The sequence below is a fragment of the Streptomyces sp. NPDC029122 genome, from assembly GCF_055569445.1.
In genome coordinates this window covers 59,884-79,877 of sequence record NZ_JBVHWK010000003.1, presented here as the reverse complement: position 1 = coordinate 79,877, position 19,994 = coordinate 59,884, and the positions used below count along the sequence as shown (strand labels likewise).

23 protein-coding genes and 1 tRNA gene are annotated in these 19,994 nt (G+C 73.5%); 7 read left to right on the top strand and 17 right to left on the bottom strand.

Translation table 11 applies throughout. The features are described from left to right. Positions 1-152 precede the first annotated feature (152 nt). The 8 genes from ACZ4WZ_RS04955 to ACZ4WZ_RS04920 form a co-directional block, all read right to left on the bottom strand. Positions 153-1,223, bottom strand: a complete 1,071-nt coding sequence (locus ACZ4WZ_RS04955) for an RNA polymerase sigma factor SigF (protein ID WP_467885136.1) — start codon at positions 1,221-1,223, stop codon at positions 153-155. A gap of 240 nt (positions 1,224-1,463) precedes the next feature. After that, complete coding sequence (locus ACZ4WZ_RS04950; protein ID WP_164720920.1) at positions 1,464-1,625, bottom strand: hypothetical protein; 162 nt, start codon at positions 1,623-1,625, stop codon at positions 1,464-1,466. Between the two features lie 402 nt (positions 1,626-2,027). Further along, positions 2,028-2,321 (bottom strand): hypothetical protein, encoded by a 294-nt coding sequence (locus tag ACZ4WZ_RS04945; protein ID WP_467885132.1) that lies wholly within the window; start codon positions 2,319-2,321, stop codon positions 2,028-2,030. An 83-nt stretch (positions 2,322-2,404) separates the two neighbouring features. Then, positions 2,405-2,489: transfer RNA gene (locus ACZ4WZ_RS04940), tRNA-Ser, on the bottom strand. Positions 2,490-2,548: 59 nt separating this feature from the next. Beyond that, positions 2,549-2,977: a tRNA adenosine(34) deaminase TadA gene (gene tadA / locus ACZ4WZ_RS04935; RefSeq protein WP_467885897.1), complete on the bottom strand. Its 429-nt coding sequence runs from the start codon at positions 2,975-2,977 to the stop codon at positions 2,549-2,551. 62 nt (positions 2,978-3,039) lie between these two features. Then, positions 3,040-3,588 (bottom strand): tRNA adenosine deaminase-associated protein, encoded by a 549-nt coding sequence (locus tag ACZ4WZ_RS04930; RefSeq protein WP_467885895.1) that lies wholly within the window; start codon positions 3,586-3,588, stop codon positions 3,040-3,042. 253 nt (positions 3,589-3,841) lie between these two features. Beyond that, positions 3,842-4,042: a hypothetical protein gene (locus ACZ4WZ_RS04925; RefSeq protein WP_050779660.1), complete on the bottom strand. Its 201-nt coding sequence runs from the start codon at positions 4,040-4,042 to the stop codon at positions 3,842-3,844. A gap of 160 nt (positions 4,043-4,202) precedes the next feature. Then, positions 4,203-5,165: a universal stress protein gene (locus tag ACZ4WZ_RS04920; protein WP_467885129.1), complete on the bottom strand. Its 963-nt coding sequence runs from the start codon at positions 5,163-5,165 to the stop codon at positions 4,203-4,205. 182 nt (positions 5,166-5,347) lie between these two features. Here ACZ4WZ_RS04920 and upp point away from each other — a divergent pair, with 182 nt between their 5' ends. Continuing rightward, the gene (gene upp / locus ACZ4WZ_RS04915) at positions 5,348-5,983 is read left to right on the top strand and encodes a uracil phosphoribosyltransferase (RefSeq protein WP_467885126.1); all 636 of its coding nucleotides are present in this window, start codon (positions 5,348-5,350) and stop codon (positions 5,981-5,983) included. Between the two features lie 18 nt (positions 5,984-6,001). Here upp and ACZ4WZ_RS04910 read toward each other — a convergent pair whose 3' ends face one another. Further along, on the bottom strand, positions 6,002-6,661 hold the full coding sequence (locus tag ACZ4WZ_RS04910) for a LytR C-terminal domain-containing protein (RefSeq protein ID WP_467885892.1): 660 nt from the start codon (positions 6,659-6,661) through the stop codon (positions 6,002-6,004). A gap of 104 nt (positions 6,662-6,765) precedes the next feature. Beyond that, positions 6,766-7,062, bottom strand: a complete 297-nt coding sequence (locus ACZ4WZ_RS04905; RefSeq protein WP_008740979.1) for a type II toxin-antitoxin system VapB family antitoxin — start codon at positions 7,060-7,062, stop codon at positions 6,766-6,768. A gap of 88 nt (positions 7,063-7,150) precedes the next feature. On the opposite strand from ACZ4WZ_RS04905, the gene ACZ4WZ_RS04900 reads away from it, so the two are divergent. Together ACZ4WZ_RS04900 and opcA are read left to right on the top strand one after the other, a co-directional pair. Further along, entirely contained in the window at positions 7,151-8,815 is a 1,665-nt protein-coding gene (locus tag ACZ4WZ_RS04900; protein WP_467885122.1) for a helicase HerA-like domain-containing protein, read from the top strand. An 83-nt stretch (positions 8,816-8,898) separates the two neighbouring features. Then, positions 8,899-9,822 (top strand): glucose-6-phosphate dehydrogenase assembly protein OpcA, encoded by a 924-nt coding sequence (opcA, locus tag ACZ4WZ_RS04895; RefSeq protein ID WP_467885119.1) that lies wholly within the window; start codon positions 8,899-8,901, stop codon positions 9,820-9,822. A gap of 39 nt (positions 9,823-9,861) precedes the next feature. Here the strand turns inward: opcA and ACZ4WZ_RS04890 are convergent, their stop codons facing one another. After that, positions 9,862-10,446, bottom strand: coding sequence for an HhH-GPD-type base excision DNA repair protein (locus ACZ4WZ_RS04890; RefSeq protein WP_467885117.1), 585 nt, complete (start codon positions 10,444-10,446; stop codon positions 9,862-9,864). A 139-nt stretch (positions 10,447-10,585) separates the two neighbouring features. Here ACZ4WZ_RS04890 and ACZ4WZ_RS04885 point away from each other — a divergent pair, with 139 nt between their 5' ends. Further along, positions 10,586-11,398: a VOC family protein gene (locus ACZ4WZ_RS04885; protein WP_467885114.1), complete on the top strand. Its 813-nt coding sequence runs from the start codon at positions 10,586-10,588 to the stop codon at positions 11,396-11,398. Between the two features lie 68 nt (positions 11,399-11,466). Here ACZ4WZ_RS04885 and ACZ4WZ_RS04880 read toward each other — a convergent pair whose 3' ends face one another. Both ACZ4WZ_RS04880 and ACZ4WZ_RS04875 read right to left on the bottom strand, forming a co-directional pair. Further along, entirely contained in the window at positions 11,467-11,667 is a 201-nt protein-coding gene (locus ACZ4WZ_RS04880) for a hypothetical protein (protein ID WP_467885111.1), read from the bottom strand. A 54-nt stretch (positions 11,668-11,721) separates the two neighbouring features. Then, positions 11,722-12,792: a helix-turn-helix domain-containing protein gene (locus tag ACZ4WZ_RS04875; protein ID WP_467885109.1), complete on the bottom strand. Its 1,071-nt coding sequence runs from the start codon at positions 12,790-12,792 to the stop codon at positions 11,722-11,724. A 372-nt stretch (positions 12,793-13,164) separates the two neighbouring features. Here ACZ4WZ_RS04875 and ACZ4WZ_RS04870 point away from each other — a divergent pair, with 372 nt between their 5' ends. Next, entirely contained in the window at positions 13,165-14,043 is an 879-nt protein-coding gene (locus ACZ4WZ_RS04870) for an aminoglycoside phosphotransferase family protein (protein ID WP_467885106.1), read from the top strand. A gap of 16 nt (positions 14,044-14,059) precedes the next feature. Here ACZ4WZ_RS04870 and ACZ4WZ_RS04865 read toward each other — a convergent pair whose 3' ends face one another. The 4 genes from ACZ4WZ_RS04865 to ACZ4WZ_RS04850 form a co-directional block, all read right to left on the bottom strand. Next, a complete protein-coding gene (locus ACZ4WZ_RS04865; protein ID WP_467885103.1) occupies positions 14,060-14,356 on the bottom strand; it encodes a hypothetical protein in 297 nt (98 codons plus the stop codon). Between the two features lie 151 nt (positions 14,357-14,507). Further along, complete coding sequence (locus tag ACZ4WZ_RS04860; protein ID WP_467885100.1) at positions 14,508-15,350, bottom strand: NAD(P)H-binding protein; 843 nt, start codon at positions 15,348-15,350, stop codon at positions 14,508-14,510. A gap of 275 nt (positions 15,351-15,625) precedes the next feature. Further along, complete coding sequence (locus ACZ4WZ_RS04855) at positions 15,626-16,069, bottom strand: luciferase domain-containing protein (RefSeq protein ID WP_467885097.1); 444 nt, start codon at positions 16,067-16,069, stop codon at positions 15,626-15,628. A 78-nt stretch (positions 16,070-16,147) separates the two neighbouring features. After that, positions 16,148-16,699, bottom strand: coding sequence for an NADPH-dependent FMN reductase (locus ACZ4WZ_RS04850; RefSeq protein ID WP_467885094.1), 552 nt, complete (start codon positions 16,697-16,699; stop codon positions 16,148-16,150). 165 nt (positions 16,700-16,864) lie between these two features. Here ACZ4WZ_RS04850 and ACZ4WZ_RS04845 point away from each other — a divergent pair, with 165 nt between their 5' ends. Both ACZ4WZ_RS04845 and ACZ4WZ_RS04840 read left to right on the top strand, forming a co-directional pair. After that, on the top strand, positions 16,865-19,453 hold the full coding sequence (locus ACZ4WZ_RS04845; protein WP_467885091.1) for an AAA family ATPase: 2,589 nt from the start codon (positions 16,865-16,867) through the stop codon (positions 19,451-19,453). Next, positions 19,450-19,917, top strand: a complete 468-nt coding sequence (locus ACZ4WZ_RS04840) for a PIN domain-containing protein (RefSeq protein ID WP_467885890.1) — start codon at positions 19,450-19,452, stop codon at positions 19,915-19,917. Before ACZ4WZ_RS04845 ends, ACZ4WZ_RS04840 begins: the two co-directional genes overlap by 4 nt. Positions 19,918-19,994 lie beyond the last annotated feature (77 nt).

Sequence of the window (19,994 nt, the reverse complement as noted above, 5' to 3'; positions counted from 1 at the left end):
CGGGGCTGCGGCAAACGCGGTTCCAGCAGAATGTCACATGTCGGCAACACGCTGTAGCGCCATGTCGACAAGTATCTCCAGCGACAGACGGGCGACCGAGCGGAATGAGCCGATTCTGTAGGGAAACGCGGTAACGGCTCCACCCGTTCCGGTTAAGCCTCGATCCTGTTTGCGGATCTCAGACGGGCGAAGCTCCGGGCGAGCAGCCGCGACACGTGCATCTGCGAGACGCCCAGCTCCGCGCTGATCTGGGACTGCGTCAGGTTGTTGTAGTAGCGCAGCAGAAGGATCCGCTGCTCCCGTTCGGGCAGCTGGACCAGCAGGTGGCGCACGAGATCGCGGTGCTCGACGCCGGCCAGCTCGGGGTCCTCGTAGCCGAGCCGGTCCAGCAGGCCGGGCATGCCGTCGCCCTCCTGGGCGGCCTCCAGGGAGGTCGCGTGGTAGCTGCGCCCGGCCTCGATGCAGGACAGCACCTCGTCCTCGCCGATGCGCAGCCGCTCGGCGATCTCGGACGTGGTCGGGGTGCGGCCGTGGAGGGTGGTGAGGTCCTCGGTCGCGGCGTTGACCTGCACCCACAGCTCGTGGAGGCGGCGCGGGACGTGGACGGTTCGCACGTTGTCGCGAAAGTATCGTTTGATCTCGCCGACGACCGTCGGCATCGCGAAGGTGGGGAACTGGACCCCGCGCTCGGGGTCGAACCGGTCGATCGCGTTGATCAGCCCGATGGTGCCGACCTGGACGACGTCCTCCATCGGCTCGTTGCGGCTGCGGAAGCGGGCGGCCGCGTACCGGACGAGCGGGAGGTTGGCCTCGATGAGGGCCCCGCGCACCCGGTGGTGCTCGCTGGTGCCCGGCTCCAGGCCCTTCAGCTGGCCGAAGAGCACCTGGGTCAGGGCCCGGGTGTCGGCGCCCCGGCCCTGGGGTCGCGGGGGAGCCTGCGGCGGCTCCTCGGGCGCCTCGTACGTGTCCTGGGGGGGCTCCTGGGAATTCTGGGGCTGCTGGGACTCCTGAGGTCCTTGCGGTCCTTGCGGTCCTCGCGGTCTCTGAGGCTCCTGGGGCTCCTGGGGCTCCTGGGGCTCCTGGGGCTCCGGCGACTCCTGTGGCCGGGACTCGGGACGCGGCTCGTGGGGGCCGGGCCCGGGACGCCCCCCGGTACGGGGCTCCGCCGGACGCGGCTCCTGGCGGCGCGGCTCGTGCGGGCGGAGCTCTTGCTGGGGAGGCACCTGAGGCGCAGTACTGGCCGGCACGGTCACGCCACCCCTTCGGTCAACTCATCGGTCAAAAGCGGTCATAGCATCACAAGAGATGTGCACTATGTGCAAGCACCGTATATAGCCGTGTTGAGGGCAAGTTGGGCATTTAGGCGTATTCCTTTTACCGGCTTCCCCGGCGCGAACGCGAAAGGTCCCCCACCCGTCGGAGTGGGGGACCTGGAAGTCCGGAAATCGCTTCGGCGTACGGTTTCAGTTCACCAGTTCGGTGATGAACTCGCCGATGCCCGAGGCCGCATCCGATATGCCCTGGAAGCCTATTCCCACCATCTCCGCCGCCCGCTTGGGCTGGGTGATGATCACGAAGAGGACGAACACGGTGAGGACGCCCGTGATGAGCTTCTTGGTGTCCATGAACGGTGTCGGCCTCCCCAACCGGCGCTGCAAAGTCGGGTGAGTCTAACCGGTCAGGTTTGGTCACTCACCTGACCTTTAAGGACCAATGACCCGCCGGTTGGGGCCCTTTGCCGCTGAGCGTCCGGTCGGGGGAGCAGCAGGATGGAACGCGAGCCCACCGGTTCTGGCAGGAAACCGGTGGGTGAGGGACCGGACCTCACTGCGGGGTCCGAGCCGCGGGCTTCCCCCTGACCGCGGCTCGGGCTGGCAGGTCCGTCCTCACCGGGGGAGGCGGCTCGTCCCCCCGATGGCCGCTTCCCCCGTCCCCACCGTCGAAGGTCCCGGCTCCGGTCGGGGCCTTCTTCGCGTCGGGGGGCGGGGGAAGGAGGGGCGACGGGCGCGTCCGGCGTGGCGGCGGGGCTACTGGATGGCGCCCAGGAGGCTCAGGACCGGCTCGACGGGCGCGATCACCGGGGTGAGCTGGTCGGGCAGGTCGGCCAGCTGGTTGAGCTGGTTGGCCCCCTGGCTGAGCCTCGCGCCGATCTCGGGTACGGAGGGCTGCGCGCCGGCGGGCATGCCCGGGGCGGCGGCCGGGAGGTCGGGGAGGGCCAGGGGGGTCACGCCCACGGGCGCGGCGGAGGCGGCAGGTGCGGCGAGGCCCGCGGCGGCCCCCGCGAGGGCGAAGGCGGCGAGCATGCGCTGGGTCTTGGTCATGCCGTGTCAACGGCCGAGCGGACGGCCGGTCACGGCGGGGACGCACGAGAGCCCCGGTTCGTACGAACCGGGGCTCTCAAGAGCGGTAGTGGAGGGATTTGAACCCCCGATGGGTTGCCCCATACTCGCTTTCGAGGCGAGCTCCTTCGGCCACTCGGACACACTACCGAGAGAGATCCTAGCCCACGGTGGGGAGTGGTTTGCAAATCCGCAGCACGTGGCGCTGCTCACCGCTCCCGGAAGAAGTCGGTGAGCTGCCGCGCGCACTCCTGCTCCAGCACCCCGCGGATCACCTCGGGACGGTGGTTGAGCCTGCGGTCGCGCACGAGGTCCCAGAGCGACCCGGCCGCGCCCGCCTTCTCGTCCCCCGCCCCGTAGACGACCCGCGCCACGCGGGACTGTACGAGCGCGCCCGCGCACATCACGCACGGCTCCAGGGTCACGACCAGCGTGCATCCCGTCAGCCGCCACTCCCCGAGCCGGGCGGCCGCCCGGCGCAGCGCGAGTACTTCGGCGTGTGCCGTGGGATCCGCGACGGCCTCCCGTTCGTTGTGCCCGGTGGCGAGGAGTTCCCCGCCGGGACCGAGCACGACGGCACCGACCGGCACGTCGCCGGCCGGTACCGCCAGGGCGGCCTCCTTCAGCGCCAGGCGCATGGAGTCCCGCCAGGGATCCCGTACGGGATCGGGGCCGTACGGGGTGTCGTGCTCGGAGATCACTAGCGGACGGCCTCCAGCACTTCGGTGGCGCCGAGCGCGTCGGCGATCTCCGTGAGGGCGTCTCCGTCGAGGGTCAGCAGTTCCTTGTGGCCGACCCCGAGGTCGTCCAGCAGGCGGGGGTCGCCGAGGGGGCCGGCGGGCAGGGGCTCGGAGCCGGAGCGCGGCTCGTCGTCCTCGTCGTCGGTCTCGTCCGTGTAGGCGGCGACCAGTTCGCCGTCGCCGTCCTCGGTGCCGTCCAGGTCCAGTTCGTCGAGGTCGTCGTCCTCCTCGTCGGTGCCCAGCAGTTCCTTCGTCAGCATCGATCCGTAGGAGCTGCGGTCGGCCACGGAGGCGTTCGAGACGAAGTACCGGGGGTCCTCCTCTCCGTCCACGCGGATGACGCCGAACCAGGCGTCCTCCTGCTCGATGAGGGCGACCACCGTGTCGTCGTCGACAGCGGCGGACCGTGCGAGATCGATCAGATCACTGAGGGACTCGACGTCGTCGAGTTCCATGTCGCTCGCTTCCCACCCGTCTTCGGTGCGCGCGAGCAGTGCGGCGAAGTACACCGTGACTCTCCCACTGGTCATAGGCGTGCCGGTTGGAGGTCCCCCCGGCCGGAGGTTGGGGTGTGCACGGCCGTGACGCCCGCCGTCCGCACCCCGCCCAATCGGCATCGTGGCAGAAACAGCGGCGTTGCGAGAGGTCTTCCGCGCGGCGGCCGTGTCGCGGCGCCGGTCGTACGCCGGATCACGGGGGCGGTCCCGGGACCGGTCCGGGCGCCGCCGGTACGGGCCGCGACGCGCCCGGCCGCGCCCCCGCTCACCAGCGGAAGGTCCGCATCCGCATCTGCTGCCGCATCCGGGCCGCGCGGGCGCGCCGTGGCTGGACCCGGTCGCGCAGCTCTCTGGCCTCGTTCAGATCGCGCAGGAACTGCGCGCGTCGCGCCCTGCGCTGCGCCGCCGTCTCCGGCGCCTCGTAGGCCTCTCTCCCGTCGGTGTCGTTGGGCTGCGTCTCCGGCATCGGCACCACCCCAGGCTGGTCCGGTCGTCCTCCTCCGCCGTCGCGAAGCAGACCCCCCGGGTTCCCCCCTTCCCCCGGTCGGCTCGTTTGATGCCACCTCCGCGCAGATCACCCCAGGTCAGGGGTCGGGGGGCGGGAGCGGGGCCGGGCCCGGCAGCCGTCAGGGGGCGCCGTCCTCCTCCGTGAGGGTCGGTACGACGGCCACGGGGCCGTGCGCGTGCTGGAGCACCGCGTGCGCCACCGATCCGATCAGCAGTGACCGTACGCGCGGGTGGTGGCGGCCCACCACGACCAGCGCGGCCGACCGGGACGCCTCCACCAGCCGCCCGGCCGCGTTCCCCGGCTCGGTGGCCTGCTCGACGGGGACGTCCGGGTACCTGGCCCGCAGCGGGTCCAGCCGCCGTGCCTGGGCCCGCAGGGTCTCCCGTTCGGCCGGCACCGTGTCCCCCGCGTCGGCCAGCGCCTCGGGCGGGACCACCGCGAAGGGGGCGCCGAGCAGGTTCGTCGGGCCGGGCGGGACGGCGTACGCGGAGACCACCTGGACGGTGGTCCCCCGTGCGGCGGCTTCCGCGAAGGCGAAGGTCAGTACGGACTCCGGGGTCTCGGTGACGTGCAGCCCGAGCACCACCTTGCCGGCCGAGGGCTCCGCCGCCTCCCCGGCGGGACCGGCCGCCGCGTCGCGATCGGAGTGCGGGACCACCACCACCGGGCAGGACGCGGTGGTGGCCACGGCCCTGCTGTTCGAGCCGAGCAGCAGCGCGGCGAACCCGCCGCGCCCCCGGGAGCCCATCACCAGCATCCGGGGCGAGTCCTCGGCGCTGATCACCCGCAGGGCCGCCGGCACCGAGCCCTCCAGGGACTCGTAGCGGACCTCGCGGGGCAGCTCGGGGGAGGCGTCCAGGAGGGCGCGTACGCGGTCGGCCACCGGGTCGGCGTGCTCCTCGGGCTGGTTCGGGTCGTGCAGGCCCGAGCGGCGGCCGGCGTACAGCTGGGTGACGTCGGGCAGCACGTGGGCGACCAGCAGCCCGGTGCCGTGGCGCAGCGCCGCCGCGCGGGCCCATTCCAGGGCGCGGAGGCTGTGCTCGGATCCGTCGACGGCCGCGATGACCAGTCCGTTGCTCACGAGTCCAGGGTGCTGGGGGGCGCGGCGCCCCGCATCCCGGGGCCCGCGGCGGACGCGGAGCGGTGCGCACAGCGCGTAGCCTTTTGCCAGTGGGTCGCGAACAGGCGGCCGTTTTCGCAGGTAGCAGGGTCTCGCAGTTCGCGGATCGCAGATCGAAGCCCGGCTGAGTCTTGGAGGATGTTGTGCGTTTGCAGGTCGTCGATCACCCCTTGGTGGCGCACAAACTCACCGCGCTGCGCGACAAGCGCACCGACTCCCCCACGTTCCGGCGGCTCGCCGACGAGCTGGTGACGCTCCTCGCGTACGAGGCCACCCGCGACGTGCGCACCGAGCAGTCCGACATCGAGACCCCGGTCGGTCCGACCACCGGCGTCAAGCTGTCGCACCCGCGTCCGCTGGTCGTCCCGATCCTGCGCGCCGGCCTCGGCATGCTGGACGGCATGGTGCGGCTGCTGCCGACCGCCGAGGTGGGCTTCCTGGGCATGGTCCGCAACGAGGAGACCCTGGAGGCCTCCACGTACGCGACGCGCATGCCCGAAGACCTCTCCGGCCGCCAGGTGTACGTCGTCGACCCGATGCTGGCCACCGGCGGCACGCTGGTCGCCGCGATCCAGGAGCTCATCAAGCGCGGCGCCGACGACGTGACCGCCGTGGTGCTGCTGGCCGCGCCCGAGGGCGTCGAGATCATGGAACGCGAGCTCGCGGGCACGCCGGTGACGGTGGTGACGGCCGCCGTGGACGAGCGGCTCAACGAGCACGGCTACATCGTGCCGGGCCTGGGCGACGCGGGCGACCGCATGTACGGCTCGGCCGAGTAGCCCTTCCCCGGTGGGGGATCAGCACCGCGCGGAGGGCGTGGGCGCGGGGTTGGCCAGGACGGCCAGCGCCTTGTCCGCGTCCTCCTTCGTGCTGAGCTCCTTGAAGGCGTCGCCGAGGATCAGGTCGATGTCCGCGCCCTCACGGGCGTCGGTCTGGGTGGTGAGCCCGGTGAGCTGGGTGCCGAGGACGGAGTAGACCGCCTTGTCGGTGCGGGGCGAGCCGAGCAGTATCCCGGTTCCCTGGACCTTCTTGTCGAAGTCGGCGGGGGCGTTGCCGACGTGGCCGACGGTGAAGCCGCGCTTCTTCAGCTCGTCGCCGACGGCCTTGGCCAGGCCCGAGCGCGGGGTCGCGTTGTACACGTTGACGGTGATCTGGCCGGGCTGCGGGAGGGCGACCGCGGGGGCCTTGGAGGCGGCGGGGCCCGCGTCGGGTGCGGTGGCCGGCTTCACGGCGTTCGCGGGCTTGGCGGAGGCCGTCGGGCAGTTCTTGCGGGCCGCCGCCATATTGCGCTCGCCGCTGTCGTCGCCGCCGAACACGTCGATGAGCTGCAGCGCGCCGTAGCCGAGGAGGGCCAGGGCCACGACGCACCCCAGCAGGGCGAGGACGATCTTCCGGCGCCGCCTGGGGCGGCTCATACGGGGGTAGGCAGCTCCCGTGACGCGGTACTTTCCGCCCATGCCGGGGGGAGTGAGCATGCTCATGAGCGGCAGCGTAGTGCCGTACCGGAATGATGCCTACTAAATGATGAGTTGATCGGGTGAGGGCGACCCGAAAGGCGCAATCAGTCCATCTCGAGGACGCGTGCGTGCAGGACCTGGCGCTGCTGGAGGGCCGCGCGGACGGCGCGGTGCAGCCCGTCCTCCAGGTAGAGGTCGCCCTGCCACTTCACGACGTGGGCGAAGAGGTCCCCGTAGAAGGTGGAGTCCTCGGCGAGCAGGGTCTCGAGGTCCAGCTGTCCCTTGGTGGTCACGAGCTGGTCGAGCCGGACCGGGCGCGGGGCGACGTCCGCCCACTGCCGGGTGGTTTCCCTGCCGTGGTCGGGGTACGGCCGCCCGCTTCCGATGCGCTTGAAGATCACACGGAAAGCCTACCGGGCCGGTGCCTCCGGGCGCAGCCTCGCCCGGTCGGTGCAAAAGTGGCAGACAGGGCTATTCCGGGAGGGATGCATGAGCCAGGGCACCGACTCACCCGATCCGGCGGACCCGCCCGGTCCGGCCGGGGAAGCCGGCGCGGCCGCACCGCCCCGCGCGGCCGGGGCGTCCGGTCCGGCCGCCGCCGAGATCGCCGCCGGGTACGCCTTCACGGGCCCCGCGCTCGACCTGGGCGCCCTGCTCTGGGACGGGACGTGCCTGCCCGAACGGCAGATCCGGATCCCGCTCTCGATGCTCAACCGGCACGGGCTCGTGGCGGGAGCCACCGGCACCGGCAAGACCAAGACCCTCCAGCTGATCGCCGAGCAGCTGTCCGCCAACGGGGTGCCCGTCTTCCTGGCCGACGTCAAGGGCGACGTCTCCGGCATCACCGTTCCGGGCGCGGCGGACGGGAGGACCGCGGCGCGGGCCGCGCAGGTCGGGCAGGAGTGGAAGGCGGCCGGATGCCCCGGCGAGTTCTACGCCCTGGGCGGGATCGGCCCCGGCATCCCGGTCCGTGCGACCGTGACGGCCTTCGGGCCGGTGCTGATGTCCAAGGTGCTCCAGCTGAACCGGACGCAGGAGCAGTCCCTCGGCCTGATCTTCCACTACGCCGACTCCAAGGGCCTGGAGCTGATCGACCTCAAGGACCTCCGGGCGGTGGTCGCCTTCCTCGTCTCCGACCAGGGGAAGTCCGAGCTCAAGGGAATCGGCGGACTCTCCACGGTCACCGCGGGAGTGATCCTGCGCGCCCTGACGGCGTTCGAGCAGCAGGGCGCGACGGAATTCTTCGGCGAGCCCGAATTCGACACCGGGGAATTGCTCCGGACGGCCGCCGACGGGCGCGGAGTGGTCTCCGTACTGGAACTCCCGGCAGTTCAGGACAAACCGCAGCTTTTCTCTACATTTCTTATGTGGCTGCTCGCCGATCTCTACGGCGGGCTGCCCGAAGTCGGCGATCTGGAGAAGCCCAGACTGGTCTTCTTCTTCGACGAGGCGCACCTGCTCTTCAACGGGGCCTCGAAGGCGTTCCTGGAGTCCGTCACCCAGACCGTCCGGCTGATCCGCTCCAAGGGAATCGGCGTCTTCTTCGTCACCCAGACCCCCAAGGACGTCCCGGCGGACGTGCTGGCCCAGCTCGGCAACCGCGTCCAGCACGCCCTGCGCGCCTTCACCCCGGACGACGCCAAGGCCCTCAGGGCCACGGTGAGGACCTTCCCCCGCTCCGCGTACGACCTGGAGGAGACGCTCACCGGGCTGGGCACCGGCGAGGCCGTCGTCACGGTACTCAGCGAGACGGGCGCCCCGACCCCGGTGGCCGCCACCCGGCTGCGCGCACCGCAGTCGCTGATGGGACCGGTCGGCGCCGACGCCCTGGAACGGGCCGTCACGTCCTCACCGCTGTACGCGCGTTACGCCGAGCCGGTCGACCGCGAGTCCGCGTACGAGAAGATCACCGCCGAACAGGCCGCCGCGGAGGCCGAGGCGGAGGCGGCCGCGGCGGCGGAGGAGTCCCGGAAGCGGGCCGCGGAGGCAGGGGATGCGGGGAAGGCCGCACGCGGCGCGCCGGAAGCGGAACCCTCGCTGGTACAACAGGTCGTCGGGAGCGGACTGTTCCGCTCCCTGGCGCGGTCGATCGGGACGCAGCTGGGACGGGAGATCTCGCGGTCGATCTTCGGGACGGCGCGGCGGCGCCGCTGAGCCCGCGTCACCTCGCCGCTCCTCCAGACGGAATCGAGCGAACCGGCTGTCGGCCCCGCGCCGGGCGCTGACAGACTCGGGGCATGCGGACCGAACTCACCGACACCACGTCCAGCAAGATCGGCCGGGCGCTCCTCGACGCCCGCCGCGCCGTGGGCAGCCCCACCATGGGGCTGGTGCTGACCCTCGTGATCGTCACCGACGAGGAGAACGCCTACGACGCGCTGCGCGCGGCCTCCGAGGCCTCGCGCGAGCACCCGTGCCGGATCATCGCGGTGATCAAGCGGACCTCGCGCGGCCCGGAACGCCGGCGCCGGACCCGGCTCGACGCCGAGCTGCGCGTGGGATCGGACGCCGGATCCGGGGAGATCGTGCTGCTGCGCCTGCACGGCGACCTCACCACCCAGGCCGGCTCGGTGGTGCTCCCGCTGCTGGCACCGGACGCGCCGGTGGTGGCGTGGTGGCCGGCCGGCGCCCCCGCCGATCCCGCCCGCGACGAGCTGGGCGTCCTGGCGCAGCGGCGGATCACCGACTCCCAGGCGGCGCCCGACCCGGTCGGCGTGCTGGCCGCGCGCGCGGACTCGTACGCGCCCGGCGACACCGACCTGGCCTGGACCCGGCTCACGCCGTGGCGCTCCCTGCTGGCCTGCGCGTTCGACCAGAGGCCGCTGCCGGTGACCGCCGCGACGGTGGAGAGCGAGGCCGACAACGCGAGCGCCGAGCTGCTGGCGCGCTGGCTGGAGGACCGCCTGGGCGTGCCGGTGACCCGGGTGGCGACCGACGGGCCGCTCATCACCCGGGTCCGGTTGGAGACCTCAGCCGGGGAGGTGGTCGTGGACCGCCCCACCGGCTCGCTGGCCACCCTGGTCCTGCCCGGCTGGCCGGACCGCAAGGTCGCGCTCAAGATCCGGAGCACCGCCGAACTGATCGCGGAGGAACTGCGGCGGCTCGACGCCGACGAGGTCTACGCCTCGGTGCTGCGCGCCCGGCCGGCGCAGTCGGCGTAGGGGGCCCCAGGGGCCGTCTCGGCCCGCCTGCCCCGCGCGTCAGGACGGGGAGCGCTTGGCGGCCTTCTGGGCCTGCTTGTACTCGCGGACCTTCGCCAGCGACTCCGGGCCCGTGATGTCGGCCGCCGAGCGGTGGACCCCCGGCAGGCCGTAGCCGCCGGCGGCCTCGCGCCAGCCCTCCGGACGCACCCCGAACCGCTTGCCCAGCAGGGCCAGGAAGATCTGCGCCTTCTGCTCCCCGAAGCCCGGCAGCGCCTTCAGACGGGCCAGCAGCTCCGCACCCGTGGCGGCGTCGCCCCAGACGGCGGACGCGTCGCCGCCGTAGTGCTCCACCAGGTACGCGCACAGCTGCTGGATCCGCTTCGCCATCGACCCCGGATAGCGGTGCACGGCGGGCTTCTGCGACAGCAGCGCCGCGAAGGCCTCGGGGTCGTGGGCGGCGATGGCGTGCGCGTCGAGGTCGTCGGTGCCGAGCCGTTGGGCGATGGTCCACGGCCCCGAGAACGCCCACTCCATCGGCACCTGCTGGTCGAGGAGCATGCCGGTCAGCGCGGCCAGCGGGCTGCGCGCGAGCAGGGCGTCGGCCTCGGGCTGCTGCGCGAGCCGGATGGTGATGTCGTCCATGCCCCCAGCCTCCCCCGGGAGCGCCCGGCAGCGCGGGCGGCACGCGGTCGCCGCGCGATTGTCAGACCCCCCGCCTAGCGTGGGATCGGCAGGGCAAGCATGCGTACTGGACGACAGACGACACAGGAGTCGATCGACCATGGCTGAGTTCCCGGAAGGCGCCCCGTGCTGGGTGGACGCGATGTTCACCGATGTGGAGGCCGCCAAGGAGTTCTACGGCGACGTGCTGGGCTGGACCTTCGGCGAGGCCAGCAGCGAGTACGGCAATTACACGCAGGCGTACTCCGACGGCAAGGCGGTCGCGGCCGTGGTGCCGCCGATGCCGGGCGGGGACGCGCCCTCGCAGTGGTGTCTGTACTTCGCCTCGCGGGACGCCGCCGCCACCGCCGACAAGATCAAGGCGGCGGGCGGGACGCTGATGATGGAGACGATGCAGGTCGGCGCCTTCGGCACGATGGCGATCGCGCGGGAGCCGAGCGGCGCGGTCTTCGGCGTCTGGCAGCCCGGCGAGCACAAGGGCTTCGAGAAGCTCGGCGAGCCCGGCGCGTACGCCTGGGCGGAGGTCTTCACCCGGGATCCCGACGCGGCGGACGAGTTCCTGTCGAAGGTCTTCCCGTACGAGTCCCAGCAGATGGAGGCCGGTGACGACCCGGAGACGGCCGGGATGGACTTCAAGGTCTTCAGCATCGGCGGCCCGCAGAACCCAGTGCTGGGCCGCATGAGGATGGGCGAGGACTTCCCCCCGGAGATCCCGTCGTACGTGCAGGTCTACTTCGCGGTGCCGAATTGCGACGAGGCGGTCGATAAGACCAGGAAGCGCGGCGGGCAGGTGCACTTCGGGCCGATGGACAGCCCCTTCGGCCGCTTCGCGGGGCTCACCGACCCGCAGGGTGCGGCGTTCGCGGTGATCGACCTGTCGACGACGGTCGGGGAGATGCCGGAGTTCGGCTGACCCGGGACGGCCGTACGGGTCCGCCGGTGCCCCGCCGGTCGACACGGCGGGACACGGGTGTGCGGGGGTCAGCGCAGCGCCAGGACGGCGTACGCGGGGTGGACCACCAGCCGGCCGTCCCGGACGGCCGGGCCCGAGAGGACGGTCTGGACGGCGGGATACCCGAAGGGCGGGAGCGGGAAGGGGCTCGGCGCGGCCTGGGCGGGGGTGCAGGTGAACAGGGCGGTGCTGAGAGCGAGCGCCGCGGCGGCGGCGATGTTCTTGATCATGCGTGCAGAGATAGCGTCCGCGCGTTTCCGCCCACCAGCCGAGGACACTCCTGATCACCCGGTTGCCGCAGTCGATTCACCGCAGAACCGATCACTCGCCCCTTTTCCTCGCCCGTGCGGAGCAGTCGGTTCCGCCAGCCGGGTACAGGGGCCGCAGGTGCCGGGGGTGGGGCTGCGGAAGGCCCGGTCGCATCTGTCGCAGCTCTGGAAGGGGTCGGGCGGGACGTAGGCGGCCTTGCGGAACAGGGGTGCCAGGGCCGGGGGTTCCTGGACGGCGAGGCGGTGGGCGATCAGTCCGGCCGGGTTGCGGACGGAGTCGGGGATGTTCGCCGTCAGCACGGCGATCACCGCCTCCTTGCTCGCCCCGCGCTCCGTCCAGACCTCGACCTTCCCGGAGAGCAGCTCGATGTCCTGCTGGCCGAGCAGCAGGCGGTGATCGACGCGGCGCAGCTCGGCGAGGAGGGCCATGGCGGCCCTGCGGGCGGGGGAGGGCCCGTCGTCCACGGGCGGATCCGCCGCCGGGGCCTCGGGGGCGGGGGCGGGGGCGGGTGCCGGGTCGGGTCGCGGTGCGGGCTCGGGGGCGGGCTGCGGTGCGGATTCGGGCTCCGGCTCGGGCTCCGGCTCGGGCTCGGGTTCCGTGACGGGCGCGGGCTCGGGCTCCGGCTCCGGCTCCGCGATGGGCTCCGGCTCGGGCTCGGGTTCCGTGACGGGCGCGGGCTGTGGCGCGGGTTGCGGCCCGGGCTTTGGCTCGGGGGCCGTCGGCCGCTCGGTGCGGGCCGTGGCGGCGGCCTTGGGGTGGTTGTAGGACACCGTACGGGTGACGAACCGCCCGTCCGGCAGCTGTTCCCGGACCCGCTTCAGGTACCCGTGTGCTTCCAGCTCGCGCAGCGCCGCCGCGATCCGGATCTCCCCCTCCGGCACCCGCTTGACCAGCTCTTTGATGCTGATGGGCGTTCCGGGAGGCAGCGACTGGATGTACGCGCCGAGGCCCCGGGCGGTCAGCGAGAGGGCGGGGTTCTGGAGCAGGTGGTTCCCGATGACGGTGTACCGGGACGTGTGACGGACGTTGGAGTGATGAACGCCGTACGCCGCGCGCATGCGCACGCTAGTGTGCTTGAGAGCCATGGGGAAGCCGGTTACTTCCTGCTTGGTGAGGCCCTCGTTCGGGATTGCCGTCCCGGCGGGGGCCGCTTCATGTCTGGGGTGGTCGGGGCGAGCATATGCCCGGCAACCGGTGCCGAATCCAGCCGAGTTGGACTTGTTCACCCGTGTGAGTGAGGCGGCCTCGGCGGGGAGGGCTGGGTGGGTTGGGCAAGGTGTTTTCCCCCGGTACTGCGTAGCAAAAGAAACGTACGGCTCCACCGACCCCCCGATAACCGCGAGCCGGTGCCCGGGCCGGAAGCACGTCAACCGCGCGGGGGCCGCGTACGTCCTGGGGGTGAGGGCGGGAAGAGGCCGAGTACGGGCCTGCGGACGGGGAGTTGGGGGAGCGGGACCATGGACGGGATCGACGAGGGCCTCTTGCGGGCGCTGCTGCGCGAACAGCATCCGGACCTCGCCGCGCTGGAGATCCGCCCGGTGGCCGATGGCTGGGACAACCAGCTGTGGCGCCTCGGCGACGGGCTTGCCGCGCGGGTGCCGCGTACGGAGCGTGCTCCGGGGCTGCTCCTGAAGGAGCGCGCGTGGCTGCCCGTACTGGCCCCGCACCTGCCGCTCCCGGTACCGGTGCCCTTGCGCGCCGGCGAGCCGTCCGCGCTCTTCCCGAGGCCCTGGACCGTCGCCGTCTGGGTCCCCGGCGACCCCGCCGACCGGGTCCCGATCAGCCGGGGCCACGACGCCGCCGACCGGCTGGCGGCGTTCCTGCGGGCCCTCCACCGGCCCGCTCCCGACGGTGCCCCCGCGAATCCGGGCCGTGGCGCGCCGCTCGGCAGGTTCCCGGCCCCCGCCACCGGTCGGCGGCTCCGGGCGGTCTGGGACGCGGCGGTGTCCGCCCCCGCCTGGGGCGGCCCGCCGGTCTGGCTGCACGGCGACCTCCATCCGGCGAACGTCGTCGTCTCGGACGGCACGCTCGCGGGCGTGGTCGACTTCGGCGAGCTGTGCGCTGGAGATCCGGCGACGGACCTCGCGGCGGCCTGGCTGCTGCTCCCCGGGGCCTCGGTGTCACGTTTCTTCGCCGCGTACGGGGACGTGGACGCCGCGACGGTCCGGCGCGCCCGGGGGTGGGCCCTGCTCCGGGGCCTCGGTCTCGTCGAGATCGGCCGGGCGTGGGAGCGGGGCCTGCCCGGCGGCAAACGGACCTGGGGTCCGGCCGGCCGAGCGGCGCTCGGGCGGGTGTTGTCCGCCGAGCCCTGCGCGGGTGCCGGGCACCGGGGTTGAGGGCGGGGCCCGCCGTTCACTCGATGTAGAGGCTCAGGCCGTGCCCGATCGCGATCCGGCCCGGGTGGACCGCGTGCACCACCCGGCCGTCGCAGTGCGGGCCGTTCCACACCCAGGCCACCCCGTCGGTGAGGTTGGCGACCTCCGAGGGGACGAAGTCGCCCAGCGGGAAGCAGCCGCTCGGGTCGTCGTACCGGACGCCGTCGATGTACAGGACCCCCTGGGCCGCCTGTGCCGTGCCCGGGGCCGTCAGCGCCAGCACCGCGGCCGCCGCGCACGCACCCAGCAGCCTTGCCGTCCTTCGCATCGCCATCGCCCGCCTCGTTCCTCTCGCCTGACCAGGTGTCATGACCGAGGGTAAGGGGAGGTTACGTTCCGTGATACGGCGTGCGGTGGTGAAGCGGGGGCGCGTGCGGGCGGGAAGTCACCGGTGCGCCGTACGCCCGCCGGGCCGGTGGCGCCGCTCAGCGGCCGGTGAAGGCGGCGGCGTTCTCGCGGGCCCACTGCCCGAAGGTGCGGGCGGGGCGTCCGAGGAGGGTCGCGGTGGTGTCGGCGATGGGTGCGGGGCCGTGGTTCGCGGCCTCCCACAGGTCGAGGAGCGAGGAGACCATCGGCGCGGGCATGTGGGCGCCCATCCGCCGCTCGGCCTCGGCGCGGGTGATGTGCTCGACGGTGATCTCGCGGCCGATGGCGTCGGCGAGGACGGCGAGCTGGCGGCGGAAGGTGAGCGACTCGCCGCCGGTCAGGGTGAGCCGGCGGCCGGTGAGGGAGTCGCCGGTGAGGGCCTCGACGGCGATGTCGGCGATGTCCTCCGGGTGGATGGGCGCGATGTGCGCGTCGGGGTAGGCGAGCTGGACCGGCAGCGACCGGCCGATGGAGTACGCCCAGCCGAAGGAGTTGCTGGCGAAGGCGTCCGGGCGCAGGAAGGTGCAGGTCAGGGTGGAGGCGGCGAGGGCGCGCTCGACCGTGAGGCTGTGGCCGGCGAGCGGGTCGTTCTCGGCGTCCGGGCCGAGTACCGAGGACGAGGACAGCAGTACGACGTGTTCGACGCCGGCGGCCTCGGCGGCCGCGACCAGCTCCTGGATGCCGGCGGGCTCGGGGTAGAGGAAGACCTGCCGCACGCCGTCCAGCGCGGCGGCGAAGGTCTCGGGCCGGTCGAGGGCCAGCTGGTACGTCGCGACGCCGGCCGGGACGTTCAGTTCGGCGGGACAGGCGCTGGCCGCGCGGACGGTGAGGCCGGCGGAGTGCAGACGTTCGAGGACGGCCCGGCCGACCTTGCCGCGGGCGCCGGTGATGAGGGTGGTCATGCGTGCTCCGGTTCGTCGGCCGCCGGTCGTGAGGGTGCGGCCCGCTCCGACGGAATTCCTTGCTGTGAATGCGCTGTGAATACGTCGCCTCCCAGGAGGCCCTGCGCCGGCGTGAGCGCTGAGCCCCGGGAGCGCCGGTACCACCACATGGGCGCGGGCGGTGCCCACCACGCGGGGCGGCCTCGCCGGCCGCTCAACGACCGCCGGCGCGTTCCGCCCCGCTCCACCACCGGACGGCCTCGCCGGCTAGTGACGCCCGGCCGGTCCGGGGTGCTTCACTTCGCGCCGACCGCGTACCGGTAGGAGAACTGGACGATCTTCCAGACGGTCTCCAGCTCCTCCGCGGTCCTGGGCCCGTAGATGAGCGTCACCGGCTGCGCCGGGTGGTGCACGCCCCAGCCCGCGGCGATGACGTCGGCCTCGGCGTCCCGCGGCAGCGTCAGGTGCAGCGAGCCGTCGTGGTGGGGGTGGATGTGCGCCCACTCGCGGCCGCGCTGGAAGGCCTCCACCGGGCCCGTGCCGATGCCCTCGGGCAGGAAGAGCGCACGGGCGTGCGGTACCGAGACCAGCGTGGGGGCCATGTAGACGTACGGCAGCGCGCGCATCCGCTCCCACAGCTCCTCCTGCAGCATGATCGGGGAGATCTGGGAGCCCTGGCCGTGCGGAGCCGGTCCGAAGACCCTCGGCGCGGCGCCTTCACGGGGAGTCAGGATGAGCATGGCGGTGTTCCTTTCCGGCCGGTGACCCGGCCGCAGCGTGAATGCCCGACGGAGCTGCGGTACGTCAGCCCGGACGTTTCAGACGGTCGCCTTGGCGGCGAGCTGGTCGAGGACCTGGAGGAGTCCGGTGACGACTTCGCTGTCGTCGCCGGGGTGGGTGTCGGCGAAGCGGGTGAGGGAGCGGGGGAGGGCGAGCCGCGCCTGTTCGAGCACGGCGGCGCCGGCGATACCGGCGGACTTGCGGGTCTCGTCCTGGGCCCAGACCCCTCCGTAACTGCCGAGGGAGGTGCCGATGACGGCGACCGGCTTGCCGGTGATCGCGCCCGTCCCGTACGGACGGGACAGCCAGTCGATCGCGTTCTTCAGCACGGCGGGGATGGTGCCGTTGTACTCGGGCGAGACGAACAGCAGCGCGTCCGCCCCGGCCACCGCCTCCCGGAGGGCCGCCGCCGGGCCGGGGACGGTGCCCGCGACGTCGATGTCCTCGTTGTAGAAGGGGATCTCCGCCAGACCGCCGTGGATCTCGACGCAGACGTGCTCGGGCGCGTGCTTGACGGCCGCCTCGGCCAGCTGCCGGTTGTGCGAGCCGGCCCGGAGGCTGCCGACGAGGGCGAGGACGCGCACGGTCATGGTCGGACTCCTTGCTGAGAGACCTGAGGGGGAGGCCGCGGCGGGTACCGCGAAGCTGCTGCCGACAGTAGGCACGGGCGGCTACCGGCCGGATCAGTAAGGTTTCTGGCAGTGGCTACGTAAGCCCGCCAGGAGCGGCCCGAGCAGCGAGGGGGGAAGCGGCACATGCTCTACGGACGGCAGACCGAGGAAGCGGCGCTGGACGCACTGCTCGACGCGGCGCGCGAGGGGCGCGGAGGCGCGCTCGTCCTGCGCGGGGAGGCGGGCATCGGCAAGTCCGCCCTGCTGGACCGCGTCTCGGCGGCGCCGGGGCACACGCTGCTGCGGGTGACCGGCTGCGAGGCGGAACGCGACCTCGTCGGCGCCGCCATGCTCCAACTGCTGTGGCCCTTGCAGGACGTGGTCGCGCAGCTGTCCGGCCCGCAGGCGGAGGCGCTGCGGACCGTCCTGGGCGGCTCGGCCGCACCCGCGGACCGGTACACCACCGGGCTGGCGCTGCTCACCCTGCTCGCCCACCTCGCCGAGTCCGGCCCGGTGCTCTGCGTGGTCGACGACGCCCAGTGGCTGGACCAGAGCAGCGCGGACGCCCTGCTGTTCGCGGCCCGCCGGCTCGACGCCGAGCCGGTGGCGCTCGTCTTCGCCGCGCGGGAGGAAGGGTTCGACGCGCGCGGTCTCCCGGAGCTCTTCCTCCCCCGCCTGGACCGGCAGGCCGCCGCGAAAGTGCTCGACCGGTACCGGCTGCCCGCCCCCCGACGCGAACAGGTCCTCGAGGACGCGGACGGAAACCCTCTCGCGCTCCTGGAGTTCGGCCGGAGCGACCGCACCTCCGGGCCCTCCGCCGGCCGGCACGTCACCGACCGGGTGCTCGCCTCGTTCCGCGACACGATCGCCGAACTGCCCTGCGACGTCCGGCTGCTGCTGCTCACCGCCGCCGCCGACAGCAGCCGCGACCTGGCCTCCGTACTGGCCGCCGTCGACGCGCTGGGCGGCAACGGGCCGCAGGCGCTGGAGGCGGCGGAGCGGTCGGGGCTGCTCCGGATCGACGGCGTCCAGCCGGCCTTCCGGCACCCGCTGATCCGCGCCGCCGCCTACCAGAGCGCCGCCTCCGTCCAGCGGGCCCGCGTACACCGCGAGCTGGCCGGCCTGGCCGCGGATTCGGACGCCCGCGCCCGCCACCTGGCGCTGGCCGCCCTCGGACCGGACGCCTCGGTCGCCGCGGAAGTCGCCCGGGCGGCGGACCGCGCCCGGGACCGAGCCGCCCCCGCCATCGCCTGCGACCTCTACCAGCGTGCCGCGGCGCTCACCACCTCCCTGCCGGACCGCGGACGCATGCTGCGCCGCGCGGCCGCCGCGGCGGTGGGTGCCGGGGACCTGAGCCTGGCCGGAGTCCTGGCCGAACAGGCCGGCCCGCTCGCCACCACCGCAACGGACCGGGCCGCCCTCGCCGAGGTCCGCGCCGCCGTGGAGTTCGAGCGCGGCGACCAGGCCGCCGCGGCGCGCCTCCTCGTCGCCGGCGCCCCGGAAGCCGAGCCCGGGCCGGCGGCGTCGATGCTGCGCACCGCGGCGACGTACGCGTGGTTCTCCGGCGACGCCGACTCGGTGCGCGCCTGCGCCGAGCTCCTCCCCGGCGACCACACCGTCCAGGGCATGGCCGGGCTGGTGGACGGCGACCACCGGGCCGGTCTCGCGGCCCTCACCGCGGCCGTCGCCGAGGGCGGGCCCGGCATGCGTCCCGTCTACGCCGCGGCCCTGCTCGGCGATGACGGCCGGACGGAGGAGCTGGTCGTCGCCGAAGTGGCCCGCAGGCGCCGCGCCGGCCTGGTCGGCGGACTCCCGGAGGCCCTGCAGATGCTGGCCCGGCTCCAGGTGATCCAGGGCCGGCACCGCGATGCGGAGGCCTCGGTGGCCGAGGCCCGGGCCGTCGCCGAGGACTGCGGCATGCCGCAGCGCATCGGCCGCCTGGACGTGGCCCTCGCCCGCATCGCCGCGATCGAGGGAGACCCCGAGCGCTGCCGCCCGCCGGCCGGGGGGCCGGTCGACGGCGGCATCGCGGTCGCCTGCCTGCTCGGCCTGCTCGACCTGGGCCTGGGCCGCTACGAGGACGCCCTGGTCCGGCTGGAGTCGGCGTGGACCCGCCCGGCCCACTACATGACGGCCCTGGTGGCCGCGACCGGCGACCTGGTCGAGGCCGCGGTACGACTCGGCACCCCCGAACGCGCCCGGCTCCCGTGGCAGCGCCTGGTGTCCTGGGCGGAGGCCGGGGGCCAGCCCTGGGCCCGGGCCATCGCGCTGCGCTGCGAGGCGCAGCTGACGGGACGGGAGGACGCGTACGCGGAGGCCGAATCGCTCCACGCGAAGAGCGGGCGCCCCTTCGAGGCCGCCCGCACCCTGCTGGTCCACGGCGAGTGGCTGCGCCGCGCCCGCCGCCAGGCGGAGGCCCGGGTCCGCCTGCACGAGGCCCTGGAGGTCTTCGAGCGCCTGCAGGCCACCCCCTGGGCCGACCGCACCCGCGCCGAACTCCGCGCCGCCGGGGAGTCCGCCGCCCCGGCCGTCCCCACCGCCCGCGCCCTCGCCGACCGCCTCACACCGCAGGAGCTGCAGGTGGTCCGGCTGGCGGCGGAGGGCCGCAGCAGCCGCGAGGTAGCCGCCCTGCTCTTCCTGAGCCCGCGCACGGTGGAGCACCACCTCTACAAGGCCTACCCCAAGCTGGGCATCCGCTCCCGCACCGAACTGGCCCGCCTCAACCTGGACTGACGGCCCCCGGGGGCGGTGCGGGCGCGCAGCTGTCCCGACGCGCCCCACCCGTTGCGGACGATCCGAGAGACCCGGGAGTCTCTGTCACACCCGCCCCGGCCGTCGTCGCCTGGGCCCGCTCTGTCCCAGCTCCCGCTCTCCACCCGAGCGTCATCACGATCGCGGAGATCGAGGCGGGCATCGAGGGGACGCCGAACGCGGTGCGCCGGTCTGTCTTCGAGCGGGCGCTCGAGGGTGTCCGGGACGAATTCCGCGATCGGATCGCCTCCATCGGTGAGCGCGAGGCCTTCGCCTGCCTTGCCGTGCACCGGAGGCTCAAGAGCGCTGGAACGAGCATCGACCCGCCGGACGCGCTGATCGCTGCCACCGCCATCGCGAACGGCTGGACCGTGGTGAGCCGGAACGTCGAGCACCTGGCCCGGACCGGTGCGCTCACGCTGAACCCATGGGAGCACGGGACGTAGGCGCGGTACTGGCGGACGGGATCTCAGACGGAGTGCGCACAGGCACAGACCCGCGGAACGCAGAAGGCCCCGGCCGG